This window comes from Rathayibacter sp. VKM Ac-2857 (genome assembly GCF_013205025.1).
In the GTDB taxonomy this organism is placed as follows: Bacteria; Actinomycetota; Actinomycetes; order Actinomycetales; family Microbacteriaceae; genus Rathayibacter.
Map to the genome: position 1 here is coordinate 718,151 of NZ_JABMLE010000003.1, position 13,099 is coordinate 731,249.

A 13,099-nucleotide genomic window follows, 5' to 3' on the forward strand; every position below is an offset into this window, starting at 1 on the left:
CTCGACCAGCATGGATCGCCGCTGGCCGGCTACTCGACCAGCATGCGGTGGCGGGTGCTACTCGCCGTGCTGCAGGCGACGGCGCAGGAGCAGCGCCCCGCCGCCGAGCAGGAGCGCGAGCGCTCCGATCGGCAGCAGCGACAGGTCGGTGCCGGTGGCGGCGAGATCGCCGTCGGGCCCGGCGACGGGCGCGGGGGCGTGCGGCGCGGGCTCACCCGGCGCCGGCTCACCCGGCGCCGGAACCACGGGCGGCGCGGTCTCGGTCGGCATCGGCACGGGCGTGCCGGTGGGCTGAGGCGTGGGCTCCGGCGTCGGCTGGGGCGCACCCTCCTGCGCCAGCACCGGCACCGTCGACCAGTCGATGTCGCTCGCCAGGCCGTACGAGGTGTACGACGGCTGGTTGTAGGCGGTCTGCTGGCGCGCGACCTCGACCCGGTACTGCGGGTCGTGCATCAGCGTGGTCAGCTTGCGGTCGGTGACCTCGGTGCTCGAGTAGATCCGGATCGCGGTCGAGTCCGCGGTCGGCAGCAGCAGCTCCTCGCGCCAGTCGCCCAGCACGTCCGCCACCAGCGACGGGTTGCCCTTCGTGCCGTTGTTCGTCACCGTGCCCTCGGCCGAGAGCAGCACCGTGCCGTCACCGGTGACGATCGTCGGAGTGACGGGCGTCGCGTCCTGCATCGTCGTGCTGGCGACGATCTGCGTGGTCATGTCCGCGGCCCAGCGGATGCTCTGGTTGGTGCCGGGCTGCTCGGCGGGATCCCCGCCGTCGAGCAGCCCGCCGCTCGCCGAGAGCTTCCCGATCGCCCAGACCTCCTGGCCGGGGATCGCCGGATCGATGTCGCCGATCATCCCGCGGCCGGTGTCCTTGCCGGAGTAGGCGCCGAAGAGCACCTCGCCGGTGGCGGCGTCGCGCAGGGCGTAGCCGTAGGGCGCGCCGACGCCGCCCTCGTGCACGGAGAAGATCTCGAGCCCGGGGTTCGCCGGGTCGATGTCGGTCACGTGCATCGCGTCGCCGTGGCCGAGCTTGGCCTCGGTGCCGGGCGCGCTGCTGCCCTCGGGCAGGGTGTCGTACGAGCTGTAGAGCAGGCTGCCGTCGTCGTCGAGGGTGGCGGAGCCGTAGACGATCTCCTGGCGCCCGTCGCCGTCGACGTCCGCCGCGCTGAGCGAGTGGAAGCCCTGGGTGGTGAGCGTCGCCCACTCCGGGCTGGTGCCCTCGCGGCCGTGCGGGGTGTCGTTGAAGGGGTTGGTCAGCGGGACGTGGCCGCTGTCGGCGACCCAGCGCTGCGACAGCTCGCTGCCGTCCCAGTCGTAGGCGACGACGACCGCGCGGGTGTAGTAGCCGCGGGCGAAGACGGCGGACTGCGTCTCGCCGTCGAAGGAGGCGACGCCCGCGAGGAAGCGGTCGCTGCGGTTGCCCGGCTCGATCCGGGAGTAGGCGTAGTCGCCCCAGAGCAGGCCGTCGTCACCACGGGCCGGTTCGTAGGCGACGGTCTGCAGCTCCTCGCCGGACTCGCCGTCGAAGACCGTGAGGTACTCGGGGCCGCTCAGGACGAAGCCCTCGAAGGTCGTGAGGTCGTTGCGGTCGCTCCGGCTCGGCGCGTAGACGTCGATGAAGTAGTCGGCGAGCTCGGTCGCCCCGGCGCGGTCGAGCGGGTAGGCGTGCGTCGGCTCGATGCCGAACGCCTCCTCGAGGGTCGCTGGCCACTGGCCGCTCGTCACCTCCTCGCGGGTGCCCCAGCCCTCGAAGACCTCGATGAGGTGCTCGCGGTAGCCGGCGGCCGAGAGGCGGTAGTCATCCTGCGGGGTGACGCCCGCGGCGACGTCCTCGGGGAGGAGGGTGATCGACTCGGCGCGGGCGGGGTCGCCGCCGGGCAGGATCGTCGTGCCCGGCGCGGTCTTGGTCATGATCTCGGAGCGGCCGTCGCCGTCGAAGTCCGAGACCAGGAACTGCGTGTAGTGCGCCCCGGAGCGGATGTTCACGCCCAGGTCGATGCGGTGCAGCAGCGCGCCGTCGGCCTCGTAGGTGTCGAGGTAGGTGCTGCCGGTGTAGCCCTTCTGCGAGACGTCCTTCGCGTTCGAGGGGTACCACTTCACGACGTACTCGTAGTCGCCGTCGCCGTCCATGTCGCCGACGCTCATGTCGTTGGCGCTATAGGTGTAGGCCTCGCCGGCGGGAGTGACGCCGTCGGCCGGCTTCTGCAGCGGCAGCGTCTCGAAGGCGTCTGCCGAGGCGGTGGTCGGCGCGCTCGGCTCGCCGGGCTCGCCGTCGACGAGCGGGACGACGCGGTACTCGTCACCGGGCGCGCCCGCCGGGTCGTGCAGGTTGGTGCTGTCGGTGACGACCCCGATCCGCTCCGCGCCGCGGTAGACGGCGAAGTCGGCGCCGACCATCCCGGTCGCGGACGAGCCGGTCACCTCCGTCGCGAGCAGGCGCCAGCTGACGAAGACGCCGCCGTCGGGCGAGGCGAGCGCCACGACCCCGCGGTCGAGGTCCTCCAGCTGCGCGGTGAGGACGGGGTTGGCGGGGGCGGCGGGCGGCGCGGTGGTCTGCGCCGCGGCGGTGGACGCGCCGGTCAGTGCGAGCCCCGCCGCGAGAGCGAGGCCGAGGCCGGAGCGGAGCGCCCCGGCGGAGGTGGATGGGCGGAACGGACGTGAATTCGGCATTGAATCCCTCGGCATCGATGGTCCGGGATGCAGGAATGCGCTTTCCCCGGTCCCGCGCCACCCTACGTGAGACGTTTCACAGGGGTCAACCGCGTCTTGCGGCTTCCTTCACCGCCGATGCGGATGCTTCAGACCGTCCTCCCATTCGGGATGACCGGCTATGAAGTCGAAGAGCTTCGTGCTGAAATCGCTTCCTCCGCGGACGCCGTCGACGAGATCGGCGAGAACGACGAACCAACCCCAAGGGGTACCGAGATAGATGCTCGGGTCGGCCTCCGTCCGCAGCCGGTTCAGCACGAAGGGCTTCACGGCGACGACTCTGTTCCAGATCCGACCGTGGTGCGCGCAGACGTTCCGCAGGACGCTGAGGGAATGGAGGGTGGAATCCAGTCGCCGCGATTCGTTGAGGCCGAAGCCTTTCGCGATCGTCTCCCGAAGGGGTTCATCGTCGAGGAGCCGGTACATCTTGGAGACGGTGCCGAACGAGAGGACCTCCATCGCGACCCAGACCGGCACGACGTCGCCGGTATCCCGATACTTCGCCACGCAGTGCTCCTTGGTGCGAGCGACCTCGGCGCCGATCGTTCTCAGGAGATCGACTCGCATTGCGGCGCCGTTGCGGGAGCGTGGGGTGGCATAGGTGTGCGGGCGGAGGTAGCGGCCCACGCCGTCCTCGCCTTCGGACAGATGGTGACCCAAGCGCGCGCGGACAGCGATCTCCAGATCGGACAGGCCGTCCATGACGATGCTGCGGATGACGGCGTCGAAGCGATAGAGATCGCGAATCCTGTCGAGGGTGACACCGGGCTCGAAGCGATTGTCTCCGTCGTGAGGGGCGACCTGGAAGTAGCGCCAGTAGCCCGAAGCCCGATAGTACGAGTGGTCGTATAGGAACCGGGCGAGGGCCGAGTCGGAGACTGCGCCGTCGAAGCCGCGCTCGCGGAGGAGCTCGATCTGCTGAGCGATGCTGAGTGACGGTTTTGACATCGTGCGGATGGCCCCGGGAAAAAGAAAAGGCCCCCCGGTATTGAGGATGCTCGCGCACTAGCCCTGGGGGGATCTGTTGCCCCGAGCGTAGCAGTCGGCGTTGTCCGTGCCAGCGGCTCATGCCGATCATGGCGCGGGACGCGCGTCACCAGCCGTCGTCGGCGGCGTCGTCGTCCGTGGTGTCGGCGGCGATCATCTCGACGATGGTGTCGACGGTGAGCCAGGGGCCGTTGCTGACCTCGCCGATCTTCTCGCGGTCCTTGAAGACGACGATGCGGTCGCTCAGGCGCACCACCTCCTCCAGCTCGGAGGAGATGTAGACGATGGAGACGCCCTCCTTGGCGAGCTGGGCGATGTGCGCCTGGATCTCGACCTTCGAGGCGACGTCGATGCCGCGGGCCGGCTCGTCGAGCACCAGCAGGCGCGGCCGGGTGGCGAGCCAGCGCGCCAGGACGACCTTCTGCTGGTTGCCGCCGGAGAGGTACTTCACGGGCATGTCCGGGTCGGCCGGCGTGATGTTCAGCGCCTCGACGTAGGTGGCGACGAGCGTGTCGGTCTCCGCGGCCGAGAGCGGGTGCGCCCAGCCGCGCAGCGCCTGCACCCCCAGCACGAGGTTCTCGCGCAGCGACAGGTCGCCGATGATGCCGTCCTCGCGGCGGTTCTCGCTCGAGTGCGCGATGCGGTGCCGCAGCCCCGACACCGGATCGACGATGTCCGCGTGCTCGCCGTCGATCAGCACCTCGCCGCTGTCCGGCCGCTCCACGCCGCTGAGCAGCGACGCGAGCTCGGTGCGCCCGGAGCCGCGGAGGCCCGCGAAGCCGACAATCTCGCCGCGGTGCAGCTCGAGGTCGGTGGGGGAGACGGCGCCCTTCCTGCCGATCCCGACGGCGCGGTAGATCGCCGGTCCGGTGGGCTGCCGGCGGTGCTCGCGGCGGTCGGAGCCGATCTGCCGCAGTGCGTCGATGTCCTTGCCGATCATCTTCGCGATCAGCTCGGCCCGGTCCATCCGCCGCGCGGGGTACTCGCCCTCGGTGCGGCCGTCGCGGAGCACCGTGATGCGGTCGCTGAGGGTGAGCACCTGCTCGAGGAAGTGCGAGACGAAGACGATGGCGACGCCCTGGCCGCGCAGCCTCCGCAGCACCGTGAAGAGACGGGCGACGTCGCCGAGGTCGAGGCTCGAGGTCGGCTCGTCGAGGATCAGCACGCGCGGCCGGTCGACCATCGCGCGGCCGATCGCGACCAGCTGGCGGATCGCGGGCGAGAGCGAGCGCAGCGGGAGGCGCGGGTCGAGGTCCTCGAGACCCAGCTCGGCCAGCATCTCGGCCGCCCGCGCGTGGGTGCGCGACCAGGAGATGCCGAGGCGTCCGCGGATCTCGTGCCCGATCATCACGTTCTCGCCGATGCTGAGGTTGTCGGTCAGCCGCTCGTCCTGGAAGACCGCGGTGATGCCGGCGGCCTTCGCATCGGCCGGTCCGCTGAAGCGCCGGGCGACGCCGTCGACGACGATCTCGCCGGCGTCGGGCTGGTGGATCCCGGTGAGCGTCTTGATCAGCGTGGACTTGCCGGCGCCGTTCTCTCCCATCAGCCCGTGGATCTCGCCCGGCACGAGGCGCAGCCGGGCGCCGGCCAGCGCGGGCCCGGAGGAGAAGGAGACGTGGATGCCCGTCATCTCGACCACGGCGTCCGGGCGTGCGGGACCGGGGCGTGCGGGAGTCGTCGTCGACTGAACTGACACGTGCCGTCCTCGGTTCGTGTGCGGGGCGGCGCCGGGGGAGCGTCGCGCCAGGGGTGCCGCCGATGATACGCGAGCGCCGGTCGCGAGCGTCAGCCGCGTGGCGGTGCCGTCGACTCGCGCACCACGAGCTCGGTGGGGATGCGGGTGCGCTGCGGGATCTCCTGGCCGCGGATCCGCGCGTGGATCACCTCGGCGACGGTGGTGCCGAGCTTGTCGAAGTCCTGCCGCACCGTGGTCAGCGGCGGCAGGAAGTGCCGGGCGGTCGGCAGGTCGTCGAAGCCGACGACGCTGACGTCCTGCGGCACGCGGATGCCGCGCTCCACCAGGCCGTGGATGACGCCGAGCGCCATCTCGTCGTTCGCGACGACCATCGCGGTGAACTCCGGCACCGACTGCAGGCTGCGCGCGAACTCGTAGCCGGAGTCCGGGGTCCAGTCGCCGATGACGATCGGGCGCTCGCGCATCCCCCAGGCCTTCGCGCGGCTGTGGAAGGCGCGCTCGCGGGCGCGCGCGTCGAGCCAGTCGAGCGGACCGGACATGTGCAGCACGTCGCGGTGGCCGAGCGAGGCGAGGTGGTCGACGGCCTGGCTCATCCCGCCCTGCTGGTCGACGGAGACGGTGAGGAAGTTCGCGTCCTTGTCGGACTTCACGACGAGCGTCGGCACGCCGATCTCGACGGTGCGCAGCGTGGCGACGGAGGAGGAGCGCGGCGCGATCACGCAGAGCGCGTCGATCCCGAGACCGGAGAGGTGCCGGATCGCGTCGACGGGGCTCATGTCCTGGTCGTCGCGCAGCGCGACGGAGGTGACGGAGTAGCCCTTCTCGCGCGCGGCCCGCTCGATGGCACGGAGGGTGCTGGACGGGCCGAACTCGGCGCCGCTCTCGATCATCACGCCGATGCGGTCGGTGCGCTGGGTGACGAGCGAGCGGGCCGCGATGTTGGGCCGGTAGTCGAGCTCGGAGACGGCCTCGAGGACCTTCTGCCGGGTCGACTCCTTGATGTTCGGATGCCCGCTGAGCACGCGGGAGACCGTCATGTGCGAGACGCCGGCGACCGCGGCGACATGCCGGAGGTTGGGCCGATCGGCCATGGCGCGGACCTCCTCCGCTCCCCTGAGGGGAGAGCCGGGCACCCTCGGTGCGGCGGGATGACGAGGGCTCGGCATCGCGGGTCCGTTCAGCATAGTCAGCCGCCCCTGTGCGGCACGGCGCTCCAGGTGGGAATCGACGCCGAACCCGATCGGCAGGAGGGGTTTGACCTTGCGCAACTGCCGCTGTTACCGTGAACAAATTCTCGCCCCGGCTCTCGGAACCGCCTTCTCGCGGCCCGCCGGAGGCGCCCGCATCACGATCGACGACGGAGTCATCCATGCACCTGACCGCGCCCGCACCGGGCCTGCGCCGCCGGCTGACCGCCGGCCTCCTGATCCTGCTCGCGGCGATCGTGGCGCTGCCGCTGGCCGCCGCGAGCCCCGCGGCGGCCATCGGCGAGTCGACCTTCACGAACCCGCTCGAGCCGGACACGGCCGACCCGACGATCGAGTTCCACGACGGGAACTACTACCTGGTCGCCACCACCTGGGACAACCGCGTGGTGATGCGCAAGGCGCCGACGCTCGCGGCGCTGGGCACCGCGACTCCGGTGACCGTCTACAGCGACACGAACCCGGGCCGGAACGCGAACATGTGGGCGCCCGAGCTGCAGCGGCTCGAGGGCCCGAACGGCTGGCGCTGGTACCTGATGTACACGATGGGCACCGCGGGGAACTTCGACCGCCAGCACCTCCAGGTGATCGAGAGCGCGGGCGACGACCCGATGGGCCCCTACAGCTACAAGGGCCGCCCGATCCCGACCGACGACTGGAACATCGACGGCGCCTACCTCGAGCTGAACGGCGAGCTCTTCGTCACCTGGTCGGCGTTCTCGGCCGGGCCGAACCGCCTGCAGAACAACTACATCGCGCGGATGTCCGACCCGTGGACCGTGTCGGGTCCGCAGAACGTGCTCTCGCAGCCGCTCGAGCCGTGGGAGACCATCGGCGCGCCGGTCAACGAGGGCCCGGTCCCGCTGCAGAAGGACGGCCGCACCTGGATCGTCTACTCGGCGAGCTTCTGCGGCACCGAGGACTACCAGCTCGGCACCCTCGAGTACGACGGCACCGGCGACCCCGTGCTCGCCTCCTCCTGGACCAAGAGCGACGGACCGGTCTTCTCGAAGGCGAACGGCGAGTACGGCACCGGCCACAACGACTTCTTCGACTCGCCCGACGGCACCGAGACCTGGAACCTGTACCACGCGAACCCCGGCCCGAACGACGGCTGCAGCCGGCAGCGCTCGGCCCGCGCGCACCTCGTCGACTGGACCGAGGGCGGCGAGCCCGACTTCGGCGTCCCGCTCGGCACCGCCGCGCGGATCCCCGTGCCCAGCGGCGAGAACGCGCCGATCACGGCCCGCGTCGAGGGTGCGCCCTGGCAGCTGGTCAGCCGCAGCACCGGACTCTGCGCCACGGTGTCCTCCGCGCAGAGCGGTGACGGCGCCGGCGTCGTGCAGGCGCCCTGCTCCACGCCCCGCGCGAGCTGGACGCTCGACAGCACCGGCGACGGCTTCCTCCGCATCGTGAACGCGAGCAGCGGGAAGTCGCTCGGGCCGGTCGGCTGCGCGACCGCCTCGGGTGCGGCGCTGCAGCAGTCCGCGTGGCTGACGACCTCCTGCCAGCAGTGGACGGTCGCCCCCGGCACCGGCGGCTACTCGACGCTGACGAATCGGACGAGCGGCAAGGCGCTCGACGCGGTGTCCGGAGCGATCCGCCAGTCGACGCCGAGCGCCGCCGCCTCGCAGGAGTGGGCGCTGCGCCCGGCCGGCGCGGTGGCCGTCACCTCGCTCGTCACCGGCAAGTCCTTCGACCTGCCGAACTGCTCCACCGCCGACGGCGCCCTGCTGCAGCAGCAGGAGTGGCTCGGCTCGCCGTGCCAGCGCGTCACCTTCACCGCCGCGGCGGACGGCGCCGTCGAGCTGCACCCCGTCTCGGCCTCGGCCAAGTGCGTCACGGTCACCGGAGGCTCGACCGCCGACGGCGCGACCGTCACGCAGGGCGCGTGCGGAGTGACCGGCAGCAGCTGGCGGCTCCGCCCGGGCAACGACGGCACCGTCGAGCTGCGCGCCGTGCACAGCGGCAAGGCGCTCGACCTGTCGAACTGCTCGGACCAGAACGGCACCCGGATCGGCCAGTGGAGCGTGCTCAACAACGACTGCCAGCGCTTCCGCGTCTCGCTCGGTGCCCCCGCCGCGCCGGTCGCGCTCCAGCTCGCCGCCACCTCGAGCGTGCGCTGCGTCGCGGGCAAGCCGGTGCTCACCACGACGGTGAAGAACACGGACGACCTGCCCGCGGACATCACCGTCACGACCGCCTCCGGCACCAAGACCTTCCCGGCGGTCGCCGGTGGGAAGAACGCCACGGCGAGCTTCACGGTGCGCCAGCCGACGCTGGCCGCGGGCTCGGCGGCGGTGACGGGCGCGGGAGTCGACGACGCCGGCCGCGCGGCGACGCAGTCGGCCGCCTACCCCGCCATCACCTGCTGACGACCGGGGTCTCGATACGCCGCTGCGCGGCTACTCGACCAGCATGAACTTCTTGCTGATCGAGTAGCCCGCGGAGCGGGCGTATCGAGATCCACCACCGTCAGAACCTGAGTCTGCAGACCCGCCCTGCTGGTGACGCCGGGTCTCGATACGCCCCTGCGGGGCTACTCGACCAACATGAGGCGCCCCCATTTTTGCTGGTCGAGTAGCCCTCGCAGAGGGCGTATCGAGACCCACCCACCCCAGACCCCCGCCCCCGTGCAAAGGAGCACCATGCCCACCCCCACCCGCCGCGCGCCCTTCCGCGCGGCCCTCGCCGCCCTCGGCCTCGGGGCGCTGCTCGCCGCCGGCCTCGTGGCCCCCGCCGCCACCGCGGCCGACGCGACCGTCCCCACCGCAGGCCTCCTCGCCGACTACCGCTTCAGCCAGACCACCGGCGCGACCGTCCCCAACTCCGCCGGCGGAGCCGTGGGAGCCGCACGCGTCGTGAACGGGACCGACGCGCTCTGGACCGGCACGTCACTCCGGCTCACCGGCGGCGCGAAGACCAGCGCGGCCCCCTGGGTCGAGCTGCCCGACGACCTGCTGGCGGGCAAGAGCTCCGGGACGGTCACGATCGAGACCCGCGCCGACGCGTCGATGCTCTCGACCTTCCACTTCCTCTGGAACATCGGCAGCGACAGCACCTCGCAGTACTGGTTCGCGTCCGTGCGCGACAAGGTGCGCACGGCGATCACGACCTCCGGCGGCGGCGGCGAGAACAACGCCCGCGGTACGTCCGGCATCGCGGCCGACCGCTGGTACAGCCTCAGCTCGGTGATCGACGGCGCCGCCGGCACGATCTCGTTCTACGTCGACGGGACCCGCGTCGCCTCCGCGCCCACCGCGCTGCGGCCCGCCTCGGTGGCCGACCAGTCGCTCAACACCATCGGCCGCGCGCCCTACCCTGATCCCTTCTACAAGGGCGAGGTGTCGAGCTTCCGCGTCTACGATCGGGCGCTGAGTGCCCAGGAGGTGGTGGCCGTGTCGACGGTGGATGCGCAGGCGCACGCGGCGAGCTTCGCGCCGCTCGTGTCGGGAGTGCTGGACTCGGTCCAGCCGCTCACGATCGACGACTCGACCACGAACCTGCCCGACTACGGCGGCACTGTGACCTGGGCCTCGAGCGACCCGACCCTGCGCGTCTCCAGCGACGGCCGCACGCTCGCCGCCGACCGCCCCGCCGCCGACCAGGCCGCCCGCACCTCGACGCTGACCGCGACCGCCTCGATCCGCGGCGTCGCGCAGTCCCGCGCCGTCGCCGTCACCGTCGAGCCGCAGGTCGGCGTCGACACCCCCTACGGCTACCTGATGGTGCACTTCGTCGAGGACGCGCAGGGCTACGCCGAGAAGATCTACCTCGACGTCTCGCGCGGCGACGACCCGGAGAAGTGGGACCCGCTGAACGGCGGGAAGCCGATCCTCGCCTCGGATCTCGGCACCACCGGCGTCCGCGACCCGTACCTCACCTACAACCCCGAGACGAAGAAGTACTACATCATCGCCACCGACCTCCGCGTCTTCGGCGGCGACCAGGGCTCGGGCTCGTGCACCACCTGGTGCTACTGGACCACGCAGGGCAGCACGAAGATGAACGTCTGGGAGTCGACCGACCTCGTCTCCTGGAGCGACCTGCGCCAGTTCGACGTCGCGCTCGACGCGGCCGGCACCAAGCAGCTCGAGGCAGGGATGATGTGGGCGCCCGAGGCCACCTGGGTCGCCGACTACAACGGCGCGGGCAAGGGCGCGTTCGTCGTCTACTGGTCCTCGACCGTCTACCCGAACGCCGCGCACACGCCCGGCACCGGCGCCTCGCGGGTGCTCTGGGGAGCGACCACCGACTTCACCCAGGCGACCTACTCCTACGGCGGCACCTTCATCGACACCGGCGCCGACGTCATCGACACGACGATGATCCAGGACGGCGGCACGACCTACCGGATCTCGAAGGACAACGGCACCGGCCGCGGCATCTACATGGAGTCGACGACCGCGAAGCAGTGGTGGCTCCCGTCCACCGCGTGGACGCAGCTGCAGGACCGCATCGGCGCCGTCTGGGCCGGCGGCAACGCCGGGGGAGTGGAGGGGCCCGCCGTCTTCAAGGAGCATGATGCGGATCGCTGGTACCTCTACGTCGACGTGATCCCCTCGACCGGCTACCGGCCGATGGTGACCACCGACCTCGACGCCGGCTGGACCCAGCTCAACGACCCCGGCTTCTTGCTGGCGCCGTCGACCAAGCACGGCGGCATCGTCTCGCTCACCGCCGGCCAGTACGCCGAGGTCCGCGCGGCCGACGCGGCGACCGCCGTGCGCTCCGACCTCGGCGAGGTCGGCTCCGTCGCCGCGCTGCCCGCCCGCACCGACGTCGTCCTCGCCTACGGCCGCGGCACCGCCTCGCAGCCGGTCACCTGGGACACCTCCTCCGTCGGCACCGCTCCCGGCCGCTACCCCGTGACCGGAGTCGTCCGCACCATCGGCGCGAACGACAACCAGTGGGTCGGCGCGAGCGGATCGACGGCCTACAACGCGCCCGGCCGCGTGCTCTCCAGCTCGACGGCCGTGCGGGTGACCGCGACGGTGGTCGTGGCGGCGTCCACGGCGACGCTCACCGCGTCCACGCGCTGCGTGGCCGGCAAGGTCGTCGTGACCGGAGTCGTGAAGAACACCGGCACCGCGCCGCTGTCCGTCGTGATCCGCTCGGCCTGGGGCGCCTCGCCCACGCTGACCGCGGCCCCCGGCGCGAACGCGACGCACGCCTTCACCACGCGCGCCACGTCCGTCCCGGCCGGCACCCTGACCGCGATGGCGGGCGGCGCCACGCTGCAGTCCCCGTACGCGGCCCGCACCTGCAGCTGACGCGGCCCACATGCTGGTCGAGCAGCGCGCAACGCTCACCGAACATGCTGGTCGAGTAGCGCGGAGCGCGTATCGAGACCTACCCACCGGGTGACGGTGGATCTCGATACGCCCTCTGCGAGGGCTACTCGATCAGCATGAATCAAGGCCGGCGTGCTGAGCAGGCGTGCGCCCATGCTGGTCGAGTAGCGCGCAGCGCTCACAGAACATGTTGGTCGAGTAGCGCGAAGCGCGTATCGAGACCCACTCACCGGGCGACGGTGGATCTCGATACGCCCTCTGCGAGGGCTACTCGATCAGCATGAGCGGCGCATGTTGGTCGAAGAGCGCGGAGCATGTGTCAGGACCGGCGTTCGTCAGGACGGGGGCGGTGCGTCCTCGAAGCGGGGGCCCGGCGGGGCGCCGGCGAGGGCCGGTCGGCGGACGGTGACGAGGCGGCCGGTCGGTGTGGTCCAGACGATGCTGCCGTCCGGGCGGGGGACGTAGGTCCAGCGGTCGCCGTGGCGGACGTGGTGGTGGGACGTGCAGAGGCAGACGAGGTTCTCGAGCGAGGTCTCGCCGCCGTTACGCCACTCGAGGGTGTGGTCCGCCTCCGCCCGGGAGGCGGTGCGGGTGCAGCCCGGGAAGCGGCAGGTCTGGTCTCGGAGCTGGAGGTGCAGGCGCATCTGGGGCGGCGGGACACGGTACGTGCGGCCGACGGAGACGACCGCGCGGGTATCCGGATCGGTCAGGACGCGGGTGAACGACGCGCCGGTCGCGACCAGCGCGCGGGCGAGGTCGGCGGGGACGAGGCCGTAGCCGTCGAGGTCCGCGGGCGCGTCGTCGAGGCCGGCGGCGGTCGACGCGGCGAGCGTGAGCCGCACCTCGGCGCGGATCCCGGGCACGAACGACGACGACATCTGAGGACCGTCACCTGCGGGCGTGGTGCCGGCGATGTCGCCGTCGCGCAGCAGATCCGTGAGCACGTCCGCCTTCAGCTGCGCCAGCGTGCGCTCGTCGCCGCCCTCGCGGAGGGACCGGGCGATGCGGTCGACGCGATCAGCGATCCCCATCGCGTCCGGCGCGGGCAGCAGCGCGCAGAGCGTCGCCATGCCGTCGACCTCCGGCGAGATCCAGACGGCACGGTCCTGCCGGGCGCGGAGGTGCCGCTGGGCGAGAGGCTCCTCGTGCAGCTGATCACGCAGACGGCCGACGATCCTCCTCAGCTGCGTCGGAGTCACCTCCGGGGCGACCTC

7 protein-coding genes are annotated in these 13,099 nt (G+C 71.7%); 2 read left to right on the plus strand and 5 right to left on the minus strand.

Annotation, left to right across the window (positions count from 1 at the left end):
* Positions 1-57: 57 nt before the first annotated feature.
* From HQQ86_RS16860 to HQQ86_RS16875, 4 genes are all read right to left on the minus strand, one after another.
* Complete coding sequence (locus HQQ86_RS16860) at positions 58-2,664, minus strand: rhamnogalacturonan lyase (protein ID WP_173289378.1); 2,607 nt, start codon at positions 2,662-2,664, stop codon at positions 58-60.
* Positions 2,665-2,772: 108 nt separating this feature from the next.
* Entirely contained in the window at positions 2,773-3,651 is an 879-nt protein-coding gene (locus HQQ86_RS16865) for an Abi family protein (protein ID WP_173289379.1), read from the minus strand.
* Between the two features lie 145 nt (positions 3,652-3,796).
* Positions 3,797-5,386, minus strand: a complete 1,590-nt coding sequence (locus HQQ86_RS16870) for a sugar ABC transporter ATP-binding protein (protein ID WP_367948698.1) — start codon at positions 5,384-5,386, stop codon at positions 3,797-3,799.
* Positions 5,387-5,475: 89 nt separating this feature from the next.
* Positions 5,476-6,477, minus strand: coding sequence for a LacI family DNA-binding transcriptional regulator (locus HQQ86_RS16875; RefSeq protein WP_173289380.1), 1,002 nt, complete (start codon positions 6,475-6,477; stop codon positions 5,476-5,478).
* A 278-nt stretch (positions 6,478-6,755) separates the two neighbouring features.
* Here HQQ86_RS16875 and HQQ86_RS16880 point away from each other — a divergent pair, with 278 nt between their 5' ends.
* Both HQQ86_RS16880 and HQQ86_RS21850 read left to right on the plus strand, forming a co-directional pair.
* The gene (locus tag HQQ86_RS16880) at positions 6,756-8,966 is read left to right on the plus strand and encodes an RICIN domain-containing protein (RefSeq protein WP_173289381.1); all 2,211 of its coding nucleotides are present in this window, start codon (positions 6,756-6,758) and stop codon (positions 8,964-8,966) included.
* 273 nt (positions 8,967-9,239) lie between these two features.
* The gene (locus HQQ86_RS21850) at positions 9,240-11,864 is read left to right on the plus strand and encodes a LamG-like jellyroll fold domain-containing protein (RefSeq protein ID WP_173289382.1); all 2,625 of its coding nucleotides are present in this window, start codon (positions 9,240-9,242) and stop codon (positions 11,862-11,864) included.
* Positions 11,865-12,220: 356 nt separating this feature from the next.
* On the opposite strand, the gene HQQ86_RS16890 is transcribed toward HQQ86_RS21850, so the two are convergent.
* Positions 12,221-13,099, minus strand: an 879-nt coding sequence (locus tag HQQ86_RS16890) for an HNH endonuclease signature motif containing protein (RefSeq protein WP_216845576.1), incomplete at its 5' end; no start/stop codon positions are given.